16 protein-coding genes, 1 tRNA gene and 1 riboswitch are annotated in these 16,198 nt (G+C 64.2%); of the genes, 14 read left to right on the top strand and 3 right to left on the bottom strand.

From position 1 onward, the window contains the following. Nucleotides 1-22 precede the first annotated feature (22 nt). The 3 genes from F4X41_01595 to F4X41_01585 are packed head-to-tail and all read right to left on the bottom strand — an operon-like array spanning nt 23 to nt 2,820. A complete protein-coding gene (locus tag F4X41_01595) occupies nt 23-829 on the bottom strand; it encodes an ABC transporter ATP-binding protein (GenBank protein ID MYB15720.1) in 807 nt (268 codons plus the stop codon). After that, on the bottom strand, nt 819-1,895 hold the full coding sequence (locus tag F4X41_01590; GenBank protein ID MYB15719.1) for an iron ABC transporter permease: 1,077 nt from the start codon (nt 1,893-1,895) through the stop codon (nt 819-821). The genes F4X41_01595 and F4X41_01590 overlap by 11 nt, the downstream gene beginning before the upstream one ends. Further along, the gene (locus tag F4X41_01585) at nt 1,882-2,820 is read right to left on the bottom strand and encodes an ABC transporter substrate-binding protein (protein ID MYB15718.1); all 939 of its coding nucleotides are present in this window, start codon (nt 2,818-2,820) and stop codon (nt 1,882-1,884) included. The genes F4X41_01590 and F4X41_01585 overlap by 14 nt, the downstream gene beginning before the upstream one ends. Nucleotides 2,821-2,936: 116 nt before the next feature. Continuing rightward, nucleotides 2,937-3,083: riboswitch (cobalamin riboswitch) on the bottom strand. 149 nt (nt 3,084-3,232) lie between these two features. Between F4X41_01585 and F4X41_01580 the strand changes: the two genes are divergently transcribed. From F4X41_01580 to F4X41_01515, 14 genes are all read left to right on the top strand, one after another. Further along, a tRNA-Thr gene (locus F4X41_01580) sits at nt 3,233-3,305 on the top strand. A 40-nt stretch (nt 3,306-3,345) separates the two neighbouring features. Then, the gene (locus F4X41_01575; GenBank protein MYB15717.1) at nt 3,346-4,278 is read left to right on the top strand and encodes a transketolase; all 933 of its coding nucleotides are present in this window, start codon (nt 3,346-3,348) and stop codon (nt 4,276-4,278) included. Further along, the gene (locus F4X41_01570; GenBank protein ID MYB15716.1) at nt 4,275-5,294 is read left to right on the top strand and encodes a transketolase; all 1,020 of its coding nucleotides are present in this window, start codon (nt 4,275-4,277) and stop codon (nt 5,292-5,294) included. The genes F4X41_01575 and F4X41_01570 overlap by 4 nt, the downstream gene beginning before the upstream one ends. Before the next feature lie 147 nt (nt 5,295-5,441). Then, complete coding sequence (locus F4X41_01565) at nt 5,442-6,923, top strand: extracellular solute-binding protein (protein MYB15715.1); 1,482 nt, start codon at nt 5,442-5,444, stop codon at nt 6,921-6,923. A 238-nt stretch (nt 6,924-7,161) separates the two neighbouring features. Continuing rightward, nucleotides 7,162-8,643 (top strand): extracellular solute-binding protein, encoded by a 1,482-nt coding sequence (locus tag F4X41_01560; GenBank protein ID MYB15714.1) that lies wholly within the window; start codon nt 7,162-7,164, stop codon nt 8,641-8,643. Between the two features lie 97 nt (nt 8,644-8,740). Further along, nucleotides 8,741-9,532 (top strand): MBL fold metallo-hydrolase, encoded by a 792-nt coding sequence (locus F4X41_01555; GenBank protein ID MYB15713.1) that lies wholly within the window; start codon nt 8,741-8,743, stop codon nt 9,530-9,532. Then, complete coding sequence (locus F4X41_01550) at nt 9,533-11,536, top strand: hypothetical protein (protein MYB15712.1); 2,004 nt, start codon at nt 9,533-9,535, stop codon at nt 11,534-11,536. Between the two features lie 57 nt (nt 11,537-11,593). After that, complete coding sequence (locus tag F4X41_01545) at nt 11,594-12,406, top strand: SDR family oxidoreductase (protein MYB15711.1); 813 nt, start codon at nt 11,594-11,596, stop codon at nt 12,404-12,406. Nucleotides 12,407-12,446: 40 nt separating this feature from the next. After that, entirely contained in the window at nt 12,447-13,220 is a 774-nt protein-coding gene (locus tag F4X41_01540) for an SDR family oxidoreductase (protein MYB15710.1), read from the top strand. Between the two features lie 134 nt (nt 13,221-13,354). Further along, nucleotides 13,355-13,603: a preprotein translocase subunit SecE gene (secE, locus tag F4X41_01535; protein MYB15709.1), complete on the top strand. Its 249-nt coding sequence runs from the start codon at nt 13,355-13,357 to the stop codon at nt 13,601-13,603. A 6-nt stretch (nt 13,604-13,609) separates the two neighbouring features. Further along, the gene (gene nusG / locus F4X41_01530) at nt 13,610-14,164 is read left to right on the top strand and encodes a transcription termination/antitermination factor NusG (GenBank protein MYB15708.1); all 555 of its coding nucleotides are present in this window, start codon (nt 13,610-13,612) and stop codon (nt 14,162-14,164) included. Nucleotides 14,165-14,227: 63 nt separating this feature from the next. Then, complete coding sequence (gene rplK / locus F4X41_01525; GenBank protein MYB15707.1) at nt 14,228-14,650, top strand: 50S ribosomal protein L11; 423 nt, start codon at nt 14,228-14,230, stop codon at nt 14,648-14,650. 59 nt (nt 14,651-14,709) lie between these two features. Beyond that, nucleotides 14,710-15,423 (top strand): 50S ribosomal protein L1, encoded by a 714-nt coding sequence (locus F4X41_01520; GenBank protein MYB15706.1) that lies wholly within the window; start codon nt 14,710-14,712, stop codon nt 15,421-15,423. A gap of 217 nt (nt 15,424-15,640) precedes the next feature. Then, entirely contained in the window at nt 15,641-16,165 is a 525-nt protein-coding gene (locus tag F4X41_01515) for a 50S ribosomal protein L10 (GenBank protein MYB15705.1), read from the top strand. Nucleotides 16,166-16,198: the final 33 nt, after the last annotated feature.

Here is a 16,198-nt window from a genome sequence, read left to right as displayed (position 1 = left end):
GTGCGTCCGCCGGACGCCGCAATCAGTCGTCGCCGTCTGCGGCGTGCCGAGTCGGGTTTATGCGCGTCAGGTACGGGCGGCCGTCGAGTTGCTCCAACTGGGCCGTCACGCCGAATCCGGCCGCCAGGTTCTGCCGGCTTAGAACGCTCGCCGGGTCGCCGGCGGAAATCAACCGGCCGCCGCCGATCAGGTAAATCCGGTCGGCGAACGCGGCCGCCAGGTTCAGGTCATGGGCTGCTGCCAGCACCGCGCGCCCGGACCGGGCGCGGTCCAGCAACAAGCTCCAGCACCAGGAGATTCGGGCGACGTCCATGTGCGCGCTCGGTTCGTCGGCGAGCAGGATCGGGGTGTCCTGGGCAAGGGCCACGGCCAGGGCCACGCGCCGCCGCTGGCCACCAGAGAGCTCGCCCAGCGGCCGGCTGGCGAGCCGGTCCAGGCCGCATTCGGCCAGCGCCGCCGAAACCGCGCGGCGGTCGCCGGACCGCATCCGGCCGAAGTACCCCATATGAGGGGCGCGGCCGAACTCGACAACTTCACGCACATTGAACGCGAACGGGATCTCGAACTCCTGGGGAATCGCGGCCATTTGCAGGGCCTGCCTGCGCACTGAAATCCCGCTCAGCGGCCGGGAAAAGATATCGATTTGACCGCGGTCGGCCCTTAATTGACCGCCAACGGCGTTGAGCAGGGTCGATTTGCCGGCCCCGTTCCGCCCGATCAGGACCACGAGCTCACCGGGCTCCACGCGCAGGCTGTCGATTCGCAGCCGAAACCCGCCCCTCCGCAGGCGCAGCCCCCGGACCTCGATCGCCGACCGGCTAGAAGTCATACCCAAATCGATCGCGTCGCAGCAGCCACAGAAAGACCGGGGTTCCAAGCAACGCCGCCAGGATCCCGACCGGGATTTCGGCCGGTGCGAATGCGGTTCTGGCGATCAGGTCGACTAGGACCAGGTAGGCGCCGCCCAGGATGGCGGCGACCGGCAGCAACAGCCGATTCGCGGGCCCCAACACCAGGCGCGCGGCGTGCGGCACCAGCAATCCGACCAGGGCGACGATTCCGGCCAGGGCCACGGCGATGGCGGTCAATAGCGACGCGGCGAGCAGCAGCGCGACACGCAGGCGGCCGACGCTTACCCCAAGGCGGGCTGCCCCGGCTCCGCCCAGCGCCAGGTAGTCGAGCTGACGGGCAAACATGAAACCCAGCGCGACACATAAGGCGATCGCCGGCAGGGCCAGCGCGACCGGAGTCCAGCCGGATACCTTTACACCGCCCAGGATCCAGCTGACCGACTCCAGCAGGCGTTCCCGCAGCGGCTGCGCCGTCAGCAGGATGAGCAGGTTCAGCGCGCCCAGCAGGGAGCTGACCGCAAAACCGGTCAAAACCAGGGTGCTGTTCGACCGGCGTCCGCGACGGCCGGCGATCAGGAATACCAGCCAGACCGCAGCCAGCGCTCCCGCGAACCCGAGCGCCGGGATCAACGCCGCGCCGCCGGCGGGCAACCCCGCATAGATCAGCAGGATTTGTCCGCACACGATTCCCAAAGCCGCTCCGCCGGAGGCGCCGACGATAAACGGGTCGGCCAGCGGGTTTCGCAGCAGACCCTGATAAAGGACCCCGGCGGAGGCCAGCGCCGCGCCGACCAGGAATCCACCGGCTAGTCGCGGCAGGCGGATCTGGAGCAGGATCCGGGTCGCCAGTTCGGCGTCGCCCGGTCCGATGCGGTCGGCACCGCAGGACGCGGCCCAGCGGATCCCGAAGGCAGGCAGCAGGTCGACCGCGCCGCAGGCCGCTCCCAGCAGGCCCGCCAGCAAGGCGAATGCGCCCGCGCCGAGCAGGGCGATGATGGCCGGCGGACGCGGTCTGGACCGCAGGCCGGGATCAGTCGGAGGCAAAACGGGGCTGGAGGTATTCGATCAGGTCGAACACCGCCGGGGTTGCGCGCGCCCCGGCATCGGCCAGTTGCGGACTGAGTTCGATAACGCGGTCGTCGGTCAACGCGCTCAACCCGGCCCAGGCGGGCCGCTGCGCCAGCGATTGCCGGTCAACCCCCCAGGGGGCGTTGGCCAGCACGATTACCGCGGGATCGCGGGCGACGATCGCTTCCAGGCTTACCTGGGGGTAGGGTTCGCCGATATCTGCGAGCACGTTTCTGCCGCCGGCGAGCGTGATGATCTCGTCGGCCAGTGATCCCGGCCCGGCGGCGAACGGTCGGGTTGGATCGGTCGCGTCCAGTTCCCAGTACACTCCCGGTCGCTCGGACTGGGCGTCCACTGCCGCCGAGACCTGCTCCAGGCGCCGGGCCAGGTCGGCGGTCAGCGGTGCGACCGCTTCGGTCCGCCCGATCGCCGCCGCCAGTTTGGCGAGCGCCGGGGCGATGCCGGCGATGGTCGTGCTGTCGACTATCCAGACCGGAATTCCAAGGTCGCCGATTCGGTCGATCTGTTCCAAAGGGGTGATGTTGGCCCCAATCACCAGGTCCGGCGAGAGAGCGGTGATCAATTCGTAGTCGAGCGTGAACGCCCCGACCCGGGGCAGATCCGGACGCGAAGGAGGCAGCGGACTGTAGTCGTCGACTGCGATCACCAGGTCTTGACCGCCCAGCGCAAATATGAGCTCGCTCGCGCTCGGGGCCAGCGACACTATCCGCTGCGGGTTTACCGGGACCGCCACCGATCGCCCGGCCGAGTCGATCCGGACGGCCGTTGCGGGCGCGTGCTCCGTTGACGGTTCGGCCCCGCAGGCCAGCAGCAGCGCGGTCATCGCAACCAAAAGCACCGACAGTATCAGCCGGGCCGGGCCGGCGTTTTGGAATCGCATCCGGGTCAAGCCATATCCGCCGCCGGACGCACCAACGCCAGTGCCGGCCCGGCCGCTGGTGCCCTTCCGGGGCTGTTTCAGGTTCGCGAGCGGCGCTGAGGGCTTCGGTTCCGGCTCGGTCTCCCGGCTTATGGCTTCTTGTTGCGGCCTGGCCGCCCTTCCCGCCCGGGCACCGGCCGTTCCGGCGTCATCCGGGCAGTGGCGTGCGGCTGGCCTCGCCAATCACGGTGGCGCGTCCGCTGCGGAATCTCACCGCATTCCCAGACGTTCGAGAGTTCCGGGCCGCGATTGCCGCGGCCGAGGGACAACCCCGGACATAGCAGGAACCGACTGCGTGGGGACATTATGCGGGGGCGGGTCCCCCAAATTGCCTGCGCCTAAAATCCCTAGGCTCCCGCCGATCGCCCACTTTGCCCACATAGCTCAGTAGGAAGAGCGCATTCTTGGTAAGAATGAGGTCTCCGGTTCAATTCCGGATGTGGGCTCCCTCAATCGCCTCCGGGGAACTGCCCTTTGCCTGAATCAATCGCTTCAACCGCCAGTCCCGCAACCGGCCAAATTGATCCCGCACTGGTCGCCCGCGGCATACGCAGCCGCAGCCTTCGCAAATCACTGGAACTCGACGGCGGCTATCTATCGCAATCCTGCTCGTCGGCTGAAATCCTGGCCGTCCTCTACACCCGCCTCATGCGACTCGGACCGAGCATCGCGCCCCCGATGCCGCCGCCCTATTCAGGGGTCCCCGGACCCGACAACCCCGGTCATTTCCCCGGTGACCGCTACAACGGGCCCCATACACCCGAGCTGGACCGATTCATCTTCTCGCCCACTCACTATTCGCTCTCGCTGTATTGCGTCCTGGTCGAGGTCGGCCGCCTGGATGCGGCCGCTTTGGACCTGGTGGAGGTCGACGGGCACGTGATGGAGCGGATCGGCGCCGAGCACTCGCCCGGGATCGCCGTAACCTCCGGTTCGTTCGGACAGTCGCTATCGCAGGCGGCCGGAATCGCCTTCGCGCGGCGCGAAAAGGGCGAGACCGGCCACACCTGGATCTTCATGTCCGACGGCGAACTGCAGGAGGGGCAGACCTGGGAGACGGTCGCTTCCTGCAGCTTCCACGGCATCGACAACCTGACCGCGATCATCGACGTTAACGGGCAGCAGTGCGACGGCGAGATGGAATCGATCATGCAGACCGAGCCGATCGTTGAACGCCTCGAGGCTTTCGGGGCCAACGTGCTCGAAATCGACGGTAACGACATCGATGCGCTGACCGCGATCCCCGAGGCAAGGGTTCCCGGCAAGACCCTTTTCGTGGTCGCCCGCACCAATCCCATGTGCGGGATGCCCGAATTGGAACCGCGCCTGCCGGAACTCCACTACGTGATATTTAGCGATCCGGACGAAAAGCGGCGGTTCGAACGTCGCCTCAGCCTGCTCGAAGGAGCGGTATCGTGAGCGAGTCCGAGAACTACGTCCTGCGTCCGCACCATTCCAATTTCCCGCGCTTTGCGGCCGCCCACCCGGACGTCTACGGGGTTACCGCCGACCTGACCCGGCCCTGCGAACTGGGACTGTTCCGGGACCTATATCCCGAGCGCTGCATATCGCTGGGCATGGCCGAACAGAACATGATCGGCTTCGCCGGCGGAATGGCGCGAGAGGGCTTGATCCCCTACGTTCACACGTTCGGGGTGTTCACTACCCGCCGGGTCATCGACCAGATCGAGATGGCGGTGGCATACCCGAACCTGCCGGTGAAGATGCTCGGATTCCTGCCCGGAATCATATCTCCCGGCGGAGCGACCCACCATGCGATCGACGACGTGTCGCTGATGCGTTCGATTCCCAACATGACTGTTATCGACGCCGGCGACGCGACCGAGATCGAATCGGTCCTGGAAGCCGCCTATCAGCATCCGGGTCCGGTTTACATACGAATGAACCGCGGACGAATGCGGCGCCTGTTCCCTACCGATGAACCGCTGCAGATCGATCGCGTGCGGCGGCTCTCGGCGGGCGAGGACCTGACCGTGTTCTCCTCCGGCCTCATCACCGAACACGCGATCAGGGCCGTCGAAGTCTTGAAGGAACGCGGCCTAAGTGTTGAACACGTCCACATCTCGACCCTGAAACCGTTCAACGACCCCCAGATCGCTGACTCCCTGCGGCGCGGCCGGCTGGGCGCCATCTCGATCGAGAACCACCTGATTACCGGGGGTCTGGGTTCCGCCCTGGCCGAGAAGATCGCCGACGAGGGCATCGGGATCAAGTTGGTGCGGATCGGCCTGCGCGATACGTATGCCCACGGAGCTGACCCGGAATACCTGTTGCGACTGCACGAAATGGACGCGCTGGCGGTTGTGCGCGCCGCCGAAGACCTGCTTGGCGACCGCCTTGGGGTCGATCCCGAGGACCTGGGTGCGGTGGGCTTCGAATCCACCCGCGCCAGCTATCGCGCCGACGCCCTATAGGCAAAGGCATTTGCCCCGCCGGACAGTTCGGAGCGGAATGCGAGCCGCAATTGATTTGGGCCGACCGGGGAGCGTATGTTAACTTGACGTTTGTAATGGGTGCTGGGGAAGACTTGGCACCCTGCTTTTAATTTGGAGGAAAAACACATGCGGAAGATAAGCCGCAGGACCGCCCTGCGAGCCGCCGCGACCGGCGCCGCCGGCCTGGCCACGACCGCGGCCCTGGCCGGATGTGGCGAGACCGAGGTCGTCGAGGTCGAAAAAGTGGTGACCGTCGAGGTCGCCGGCGAGACCCAGATCGTCGAAGTCGAGATCCCGGGCGAAACCACGGTTACCGAGCGAGTGGTGACTATCGAAGTGCCAGTCGCAGCACCGGCACCGGTCACCCAGGTGACCAACATCTGGTTCAACCAGGCCACCCAACAGGAAAACTTCGAGAAGAACGTGGTGGGGCATTACCACCGCCAGCAGGACGCCTTCAAGCTGGACCCGATCCTGGTCCCCAACGGCGAGCTCAACGTCAAGCTGACCGCCGCAATCGCCTCCGGCACCCCGCCGGACGTGGTGCGCGTTGGTGGCTCAATCCTGGTGAACAACTTCTACCGCCGCGGCGTAATGCACGACATGGACCAGTTCGATCCCGAGATCCAATCCCGGGACTTCGTTCCGTCGATTACGCAGACGATTACCTGGCGCGGCAAGATGTGGGCGATGCCGGTCAACTCCGGCACCCAGTCGCTCTACTACAACGCGGACCTCTACCGTGCAGCCGGTCTCGACCCGGATGTTCCGGCTGAAACGACCGAGGATCTGTATGAAAACGCTGCCCGCGTCCACTCAGTCAGCGACGAGATAACCGGAATTTCCTTCCCGACAGTCCCGGCAACCGCAACCGGCAACGGTTCGGCCGGCTTGTTCTTCCGCTTCGGCGCCCACGCGGTGACCGACGACGGAACCAAGACTCTGTTGGACTCGGCCGAATACAGCAACTATTTCGCGTGGATCAAGCGGTTTGTCGATGAAGAAATCACCAACTTCAAGTCTCAGAACGAGACCGGGCAGACCAACGACTACGGCACCGGGCTGATCGGCCACTACGTGGCGTACCCCTCGCGGTTGCAGAACTCGGTTCAGAACCTGGGCGTCGAAGTGGGGCGGGTCGCCCTGCTGCCGCGCGGTCCGCTTTCGGACCTGAACCCGATCGGATACGGAGCGCTGCAGATGCCGACCGGCGGTAAGAACACCGAGGGCGGCTGGCACTTTACCAACTTCATCGGCAATGACCCCGAGAACGACTCGATCTGGTGCACCGCGTTCGGGCAGATCCCGCCGCGGTTCTCGTTCCGCGACTCGGTCGTCTACACGGCCTACCGCAACGCCATCCCGGGTACCCAGCCGTTCATTGACGGGCAGAAGAACTCATTCGCGTTCTACTTCGGCCCGGCGACGGCGGAGATCTGGACCCAGTTCGGCAAGATCCAGGAAGCGGTCATCCTCGGCGGGCAAGATCCCGCCGATGCCCAGGCAACGTTCAATGCGGAGGCTCAGGCCTCCCTGGACCGGGCCCTGGAAGCCGACGATCCGGTCTCAAATCCGTTCCCGAACCCGCTCACCGGCGGATACCTCTAGAACGATCGTTCGGGGTCACTGAACCCCGAAAAATCCTTCGGGGCCGCATCGCAAGATGCGGCCCCGTTGGCGTCTCAAAGGGGCTTGCCGATTGCGGCATAACTAATTCGTCCGCAATTCGACCCGCGCAATCTGTAAATCTGCGGCCAAGTTGAGTTTCGGTAAGGTTTAAAAACGGGCACAGGAGTCCATAGCAACAGGACTGTGTGCTCAGTGGGGAATCTTGGAGGAGGAAGCGATGCGCAGATTTAGCCGCAGGACCGCCCTGCGAGCCGCCGCGACCGGCGCTGCCGGCCTGGCCACGACCGCGGCCCTAGCCGGGTGTGGCGAGACCGAGGTCGTCGAGGTTGAAAAGGTGGTGACCGTCCAGGTCGCCGGGGAGACCCAGATCGTCGAAGTCGAGATCCCGGGCGAGGCCACGGTAACCGAGCGGGTGGTGACAATCGAAGTCCCGGTCGCCGCACCGGCGCCGGTAACCCAGGTGACCAACATCTGGTTCAACCAGGCCACCCAGCAGGAAAACTTCGAGAAGAACGTGGTGGGGCACTACCACCGCCAGCAGGACGCCTTCAAGCTGGATCCGATCTTGGTGCCCAACAACGAGCTGAACGTCAAGCTGACCGCCGCGATAGCCTCCGGCACCCCGCCGGACGTGGTGCGCGTCGGCGGCCCGATCCTGATGAACAACTTCTTCCGCCGCGGCGTCATGCACGACATGGATCAGTTCGACCCGGAGATCCAGAGCAAGGACTTCGTCCCCTCAATCATCCAGGCGCTGAGCTGGCGCGGCAAGATGTGGGCGATGCCGGTCAATTCCGGCACGATGTCGCTCTACTACAACGCCGACCTCTACCGTGCCGCCGGGCTGGATCCCGACGTCCCGCCGGACAATACCGAAGAGCTCTTCGAGAACGCCTCGCGGGTGCATTCGGTCGGCGACGAGGTCACCGGTATGGCGTTCGCCACCAAACCAATCGCGACTACTGGCGCGACCTCGACCGGGTGGTCGATGCGCTTCGGCGCCCACGCCGTTACCGCCGACGGTACCACGACGCTGTTCGATTCGGCCGAATATGCCAATTACTGGGGTTGGATCAAGCGATTCGTCGACGCCGGCACGATACAGTTCAAGTCCACCGACGAGACGGGTATGACCAACGACTACGGCACCGGCCTGCTCGGCCACTACGCCGCCTACCCGTCCCGACTGCAGAACTCGGTCCAGAACCTGGGAATCGAAGTCGGCCGGGTGGCGCTGCTGCCACGCGGTCCGCTGTCGAACCTGAACCCGATCGGATGCGGCGCGCTGCAGATGCCGGTTGGCGGCAAGAACCCGGAAGGAGGCTGGCACTTTACCGATTTCATCGGCAATGATCCCGAGAACGACTCGATCTGGTGCACCGCGTTCGGGCAAATCCCGCCGCGGTTCTCGTTCCGTGACTCGATCGTCTACACCGCCTACCGCAACGCGATTCCGGGCACCGAGCCGTTCATCGAAGGCCAGAAGAATTCGTATGCGCATTACTTCGGCCCAGGGACGGCCGAAATCTGGACCCAATTTGCCAAGATCCAGGAGGCTGTGATCCTGGCCGGGGCCGACATTCAGGAGACTCAGGCCCAATTCAATTCCGAAGCCCAGGCCATCCTGGACCGGGCCCTGGAGACCGACGAACCGATCAGCTCGAATCCGTTCCCGGAACTAGCTGGGGGCTACCTCTGATCAGAATGACGGCTTAACGACCCACTGGCGAGCATTGGGGCCGCACCGCAAGGTGCGGCCCCATTGATAATGAGGATCGAAACCGCCCGCAGGGGCCATTTGCGGAAGCGCAACCGAATGGGGATTGCCGGTGGCATCCTGCCAAATCTCGCATCCGGGCCATGCCACCTGCCTGATCGAACTCGACGGCAGGGTGCTGCTCACCGACCCGTTACTGGCCGACCGCATCTTTTCGATCAGGCGGATTTGTCCGACGGTTGACCCGGCTTGCCTGCCGAACATCGACCTGGTCTTGATTTCACACCTTCACCACGATCACTGCCATCCCGAATCGATGCGCGCATTGAACGGCAATCCGACGTACCTGGTGCCGCATGGAGGCGGAGAGTTTTTGGCCCGCCATTCGATCGGACCGCTTGTTGAAGCCGGTCCCGGTGACCAGTTGGAGCTGCTGGGGCTGCAAATCACGTGCCTGGCGGTCGATCACAGCGGCGAACGGGTGCCGTTCGGCCCGCACGCGCCCGCCCTGGCTTTTGAGATTTGCGGCAGTCGCCGGATCTATTTCGTTGGCGACACCGGGTATTTTGAACCGATGCGGCCCGGCCCGCAGCCGCTGGACGTCGCCTTGTTACCGGTAGCCGGGTGGGGGTCCTCGCTCGGCCCCGGGCACCTCGACCCGCAGGAAGCTGCCCGCGCCGCCAATCATCTGCGTCCGCGTTGGGTGATTCCGATCCACTGGGGCGCATATCGCAACGTCTTGCCCACGATCACCAGCGCAGGGCAGACTCCGGGTCCCGCGCAGCAGTTCGTCGACGCGCTCGAGACATTGACTGCGGACATCGAGCCTGTGGTACTGCGGCCCGGAACCGCCGATCGGCTGGCGCTCTAGATGGCCAATTTCGGCCGCATGCTGCGCCAGACCGCGTTCGTGATCGCGCTGCACCTGGTTTCGTTCCTGATCTTGGGACGCATTCTGCCTGGTTTCACAGTCGGGGACGTCGGGTCCGGCCTAGCGCTGGCATCGGCGGTGGTGCTGGGGAACATATTCGTACGACCCCTGATCCTGCTTTTGACGCTGCCGCTCACGATCGTGACCCTGGGGCTGTGGTCGCTGGTTCTGAACGCGATCATCATCTTCGCTGCCTCGCTGATCGTGCCCGGCCAGATGACCGATGGGTTCGGTACCGCGCTGATCCTGGCAGCCGCATTTGCCACAGTAAACGCCGCCGCCAACGCACTTTCGCTGATACAGGACGAAGACACCTTCTACTACTATTTCGCAAATCGTCTTTCGGTGCGAACCGAAGAGCACGAACTGGTCGGCTCCGGATTGCTGGTCGTTGAGATAGACGGGCTTTCCGAACCGGTCCTGCGCGATGCGCTCGCCGCCGGCCGCATGCCCAACCTGCGTCGATTCCTGCTGGGCGGACAGTTTGAAATGCGGCCGTGGTGGTGTCACCTGCCCACCCAGACGTCCTCTTCGCAGGCCGGCATCCTGTACGGCAACGACCGCGATATTCCAGGATTTCGCTGGTTCGACAAGCGATCCGGGCAACTGGTGGAATCCTCGAATCTCGAGGACGCGGCCGCGATCGCCAGGCGTCTTGACCATCCCGGAGCGCTGCTGCGCGGCGGGGCCTCGATCTCGAACCTCCTCGACGGCGGAGCCAAGGAGCGGTTCGCGACCGCCAGCACAACCCAGCTGGCCGGATCGGTGAGCCGACCGGCCCGTGACCTGTTTCTCTTCTTCTACGACCCCTACAGCTTTCTGAGAACCCTGGTGCTGGTGCTGGCCGAATTGGCGGTAGGACTGGTTTACGAGTTCCGGCGATTGCGCCGCGGCCACGCCCACTTCAAATTCGCCATCACCCGCGCAATCACCACCGTGCTGCTGGCCGAATTGACCACCTTTTACGCCACCCGCGAACTCTTCGACGGAAGCCCGGCAATTTACCTGACATACGTTGGTTACGACCAGGTCGCCCACTATCGCGGACCGCGAAGTCGCGATGCCATGGCCACCCTGCGCAATCTGGACCGGCAGATCGCCCGCCTGCGGCGGGTGGCCCAGTCGGTGCCGCGCGAATATTCGCTGGTGATCCTGTCCGACCACGGTCAGAGCATCGCGCGGCAGTTTTCGGAAATCTCCGGCACGCCGCTGGAGCAGGTCGTCGCCGATTCGGCCGGTTCGCAGCCAATCTGGACCGCGATGGAGGACAGCGAATTGATGGGCCACTTCAGCTCCCTGCTAACCGGGCCGGCCGAGTCCGGCGGCGCCGGGGGAATGGCGGCCCGCTCAGTGCTCGATCGGATGCGCGGCGGCCGCGAGCAGGGCGATCCGAACGGAAATACCGGGTCCGTCCCGCAACGCGGTGGCGGGATCATCGTGTGCCCGTCCGGCAACTTGGCAAACGTGTACTTCCCGGCCTATCCCCACCAATTGAGCGCCGCCGAGATCGCCAAGGAGTTCCCGGCACTGGTACCGAGCCTCGTCAATCATCCCGGGATCGGATTCGTGGTGACCCGTTCGCAGTCGGGCGGGGCTTTGGTTTCCGGTCCAGGCGGGGTGCTGGATCTGGCAACCGGCGACGTGCTCGGCCGCGACCCCCTGTCCGGGTACCCGCCGGAGCTGGCCGGTTCAATCGCGCGACTGGCCGAATTCTCGAATGCGGGCGATTTGATCATCAATGGCGCGACCCTTACCGACGGACGCGTGGCCGCGTTCGAGCCCCAGGAAAGCGTCCACGGCGGCGCCGGTGGCGAGCAGACCACCCCCTTCGTCATCTACCCCGCCCAGTTCGAGGTATCTGACGAACCGCTGGTGGGCGCGGACGCGATTTACAAGCTCTTGATCAGGCACCGACCGCCCATCGCGTCACCGACCGCCGATTGAGTCCGGCCGGTTCTCACCAGCGCACAATTGACCGTTGCCAACGGGGACTGGATGCAAATGACCGAGGGATTGTTCGCCGACCGCGTCGCGGTCGTAACGGGTTCAACACAGGGTGTAGGGGCCGAAGTTGCCCGCATGTTCGCGCGCGAGGGTGGCGCCGGCGTCCTGATCTGCGGCCGCAACTCCGCCAACGGCAAAGCAGTGGCGGCCGACATCGCGGCGCTTGGCGCAAAAGCGCATTTTGTCTCCGCCGACCTTAGCGATCTCGCCCAGGTGCGCGAAATCGTACCCACGGCCCTGCAAGTTTTTGGCCGGGTCGATCATCTGGTCAATTCGGCCGCGATCACCGACCGGGGCAACATCCTGGGCACTTCCCCCGAGCTTTATCAGCAGACACTGGACCTGAACCTGCGCGCGCCGTTCTTTCTGATCCAGGATGCCGCCCGGGCGATGATCGATCAGGGCAGCGGCGGGTCGATCGCCAATGTCCTCTCGGTAAATTCCTACGGGGGCGGTCTGGATCTGGCACCCTATTCGACTTCCAAAGGCGGTCTTCTGACGCTTACCAAGAACGCGGCCAACTACCTCGCCGAGCACCGAGTAAGGGTTAACGGGATCGCCCTGGGCTGGACGGATACGCCGAACGAAGACCGGATCCAGCGCCAGTACCATGGCGCCGGGGCGAACTGGCGCGAGCAGGTCGAGCCCGGACTGCCATTCGGACGGATGCTCAAACCTTACGACGTAGCCAATACGGTTCGATTCCTCTGTTCGGAAGAATCCGGGATCATGACCGGCGCGATCGTCGACCTGAGCTTCAGCGTAGTCGGTACCGGCGGAACTTCGCTGGTCGAGTCGCTGAACGAGTAATTGCAGCGCGATCCAAGCGCGACCTGACGGGGAGATTGCGATGGGCTTACTTGACGATTTTTCGCTGGCCGGCAAAGTTGCCCTGGTCACCGGTGGCGGAACCGGGATCGGCCGGGCGGTCGCGCTCGGATTGGCTCAGGCCGGCGCCGACATTGCGCTGTCAGGTCGGACCGAGCAGACGCTGGAGGAAAGCGCGGCCGATATCGAAGCGCTTGGCAGGCAAGCGTTGACCGTCACCTGCGATGTGCGCGACGCCGATGAGGTTTCGGCGATGGTCGACCGGGTAACCGGACACTTCGGGCGCATGGACGTGGCTTTCAACAATGCCGGCGCCTTCGGCTGGATTCCGGGTTACGAGTTGGCCGAAGCGGACTGGGACCGAATCGTCGACACGAACCTGAAAGGCGTGTTTCTCTGCATGCAGGCCGAAGCGCGCTGGATGCGCGATCACGGCGGCGGCAAGATCATCAACAACGCCTCTATGTCGGGATCGATCGTCAATCACCCGCAGATGCAATCCACCTACAACGCCTCCAAGGCCGGTTGCGTGCACCTGACAAAATCGCTGGCGGCGGAATGGATCGGCGACGGCGTCTACTGCAACTGCATCTCACCCGGCTACATCTACACCGATCGGGCGGCCCAGAACCCGGCCGCCGACCCCTTGCGCGATTACTGGAACAAGGTGACGCCGATCGGCAGGCCCGGCGCGGTCGACGAGCTTGCCGGAGCGGTTTTATTCCTGGCCACGCCGGCGTCTGATTTCGTCGTGGGACTGGACCTGATCGTCGACGGCGGCTACAGCTTGTGGTAGCCCCGGACTGCCCCGACCCCTGATTGGGTGCTAAAATCTTTGCGATCGGCGCGGCTTAAAATGCCGCGCTTTTTTCAATTTCCGAGCAGAAGTAGAAACCCCGGACCGCCTTCGCGGCGAACCGGTGTGGCCACATCCAGGAACCAAAGTTGGCGGGCAGACGCAGAACCGGCCGCCGAGAGGCACGCAAGCAAGGCACGAACCCGGCCGCATTCGCGCGGGAAACCGTGACTGAACTGCGTCGGTCGCACTGGCCGACCCGCGACGAAACGGTTCGTCTTACCGTGATCGTGCTGGGCGTTGTAATCGCCTTGGCGGCGTTCCTGGGGTTGTTCGACTTCGGCCTGGCGCGCTTGTCCGATCTGATATTCCTGCAAAATTAATTCGCTATGACCGTCGATTCCGCCTCCCAGGGTGACTGGTACGTAGTCCAGACCTATTCGGGCTACGAGAACCGCTTCCGGGAAAATCTCCTCTCGCGCATCAAATCCATGGATGCGCAGGATGCGATATTTGAAATCGTGATTCCTGAAACGGATGTCGAGGAGGTGCGCAACGGCGAACGCCAGACCGTCAAGCGGAAGATGTTTCAGGGATACGTGCTGGTGCGGATGGACTACAACACAACCTCCGGCACGATCGTGCGCAATACCCCGGGCGTGGTCAATTTCGTCGGCGGCAACCAGCGGGCGTTACCGCTGCCAAAGGCCGAAGTTGACCGCATCTTTGAACAGATCCATGGCAAGGCTCCGCGGGCCCAGGTCACCATGGCGGTCGGCGATACAGTCAAGATCGTCGACGGCCCGTTTACCGAATTCCTTGGCACGGTTGACGAGGTCAACATCGAGCGCGGCCGCGTTCGAGTCATGGTTTCCTTCTTCGGTCGCGACACCCCGGTCGAACTCGACTTCCTACAGGTCGAGCGCGTGCGTTCCGGAACCTGATCCAGTTCACGCGGTTGCCGAATCGACTCGGCCCGCCCATTCCGCCCCCAATAGGACTTTGACTTGGCGCAAAAAGTAATCGCGGTCGTGAAGATGCAGCTCGAAGCCGGTCAGGCTACAGTGGCCCCTCCGGTTGGCCCCTCGCTCGGCCAGCACGGTGTGAACAGCGTTCAATTCGTCAAGGAATACAACGAGCGCACCCGCGACCAGGCGGGGAACATCGTGCCCTGCGAAGTTACGATCTACTCCGACCGCTCCTACTCATTCATAGTCAAGACTCCGCCGGCCAGCGACCTGTTGCGCAAGGCGGCGGGCGTCGAATCGGGCGCCAACAACCCGAGCCAGGAAACTGTCGGATCGGTAACCGACGATCAACTCGCCGAAATCGCCAGTATCAAGATGCCGGACCTGAACACGAACGACATCGACCAGGCCAAAAAGATCGTCGCCGGGACCGCCCGCAGCATGGGCATTGAAACGCCCTGACCCCTGCAAACGACTAAGTAGCCAAAGCTCCAACGCAAAGAGTTCTACGAGGCCAGCACATGCCCAAGCACGGCAAAAAATACCGGTCCATGGTGGCCAGCATGGAAGCGGACAAGGTCTACGGGATTGACGAGGCCGTTGAGGTGGCCCGCAATACTCAGATAACGCGCTTCGACGCGACCGTGGAACTTCACTCCAAGCTCGGAATCGACACCCGCCATCAGGACCAGCAGGTCCGCGGCACGGTGGTTCTGCCGCACGGTACCGGTCGCAGCCGCAGGGTGATTGCATTTGCCGCCGGGGACGCCGCCGCCGAAGCTACCGAAGCCGGGGCCGAGGTGGTCGGCGGGGACGACCTGGCCGATCGAATCCGCGGCGGATGGCTTGACTTCGACGCCGCCGTTGCAACCCCGGACATGATGCGCACCGTCGGCCCACTGGGGCGCATCCTGGGTCCGCGCGGCCTGATGCCGAACGCCCGCGCCGGCACGGTCAGCCCCCGGATTGGCGAAGTGGTTTCGGCTATCAAGGGCGGCCAGGTCGAATACCGGGCTGATCAGAGTGGAAACATTCATTTCGCCATCGGCAAGACTTCGTTTGGGGCCGAACAACTCAAGGAAAACCTCTGCACGGCGCTGAACGCGGTGGTCAACGCCCGCCCCAGCGGCGCCCGCGGCACCTACGTTCGTTCGATTACGATCTCGACATCGATGGGACCGGGGCTGCCGCTGGACGTGAGCGAAGCGATCAACGAGGCGCGCACACTGGCATAGAATCGCTCCGAAAAAAGCAACGCTTTACGCCCCAGACGGCCGGTGCCGAAAAAGGCTTAATTGCTTGCGGAAAGACCGCAGGCGCCCGCCCAGGCATGTGCTCCTGGCATATTCCGAGAGTTGCCGCAAGGTGACGCGCGACCGCGCGGGGTTGTACTGCCCGGCGCGGTTTTTCATTTGACGGAACTCTCCAATCCACCTACCTTAAGGAGCCGAATTGGCAACAAGAGCTGAAAAAGAGGCCGAAGTAAAGGCGCTGGAGGAACTGCTCGAGTCCTCGCCTTCCTGGTTCGTGAGCTGCTACCGCGGGCTATCCGTGCCGGAGATCGCCCAGTTCAGGAGCGAATTGGCGGAAGTCGGCGCAAGTTACCGGGTGGTCAAAAACACCCTGGTCCGAATCGCGGCCGCCAACCAAGGTCTGGGCGACCAGAGCGAACTCTTCGACGGTCCGATCGGACTTGCAGTTTGCCCGCAGGACCCGCCCGGGGCCGCCAAAGTCCTGGTCCGGCTGGCCGGCAGCAACGAAGCGTACGCAGTGCGCGGCGGCATGCTGGAGGGCGACCTGATTGACGCGGCCGTAATTGATCGCCTGGCGGCGATTCCGTCGCTTGACGAACTGCGCGCCCAGGTAGTTGGCGGCGTTGCCGCGCCGCTTACCGGCCTGGTGTTCACGTTGTCGGCGGTTGTTGGCAGCCTGGTGACGGCGTTAGAGCAGATTCACGAGCAACGTTCAGCCGCCTAGGCCGCGGCCAAATTCATAGACCCTTTATCCACT

The organism is Chloroflexota bacterium (assembly GCA_009840625.1).
Classification (GTDB): Bacteria; Chloroflexota; UBA11872; order UBA11872; family VXNJ01; genus VXNJ01.
Note: the sequence above shows the minus strand (reverse complement) of the source record. Positions and strands in the feature narration are given on the sequence as shown.

What these genes read in the sequence shown, in the direction of transcription:
- F4X41_01595 (MYB15720.1), bottom strand. Translation starts at nt 829, where the DNA reads ATGACTTCTAGCCGGTCGGCGATCGAGGTCCGGGGGCTGCGCCTGCGG.
- F4X41_01585 (MYB15718.1), bottom strand. Translation starts at nt 2,820, where the DNA reads ATGCGATTCCAAAACGCCGGCCCGGCCCGGCTGATACTGTCGGTGCTT.
- F4X41_01565 (MYB15715.1), top strand. Translation starts at nt 5,442, where the DNA reads ATGCGGAAGATAAGCCGCAGGACCGCCCTGCGAGCCGCCGCGACCGGC.
- F4X41_01560 (MYB15714.1), top strand. Translation starts at nt 7,162, where the DNA reads ATGCGCAGATTTAGCCGCAGGACCGCCCTGCGAGCCGCCGCGACCGGC.
- F4X41_01550 (MYB15712.1), top strand. Translation starts at nt 9,533, where the DNA reads ATGGCCAATTTCGGCCGCATGCTGCGCCAGACCGCGTTCGTGATCGCG.
- F4X41_01545 (MYB15711.1), top strand. Translation starts at nt 11,594, where the DNA reads ATGACCGAGGGATTGTTCGCCGACCGCGTCGCGGTCGTAACGGGTTCA.
- F4X41_01540 (MYB15710.1), top strand. Translation starts at nt 12,447, where the DNA reads ATGGGCTTACTTGACGATTTTTCGCTGGCCGGCAAAGTTGCCCTGGTC.
- nusG (MYB15708.1), top strand. Translation starts at nt 13,610, where the DNA reads ATGACCGTCGATTCCGCCTCCCAGGGTGACTGGTACGTAGTCCAGACC.
- F4X41_01520 (MYB15706.1), top strand. Translation starts at nt 14,710, where the DNA reads ATGCCCAAGCACGGCAAAAAATACCGGTCCATGGTGGCCAGCATGGAA.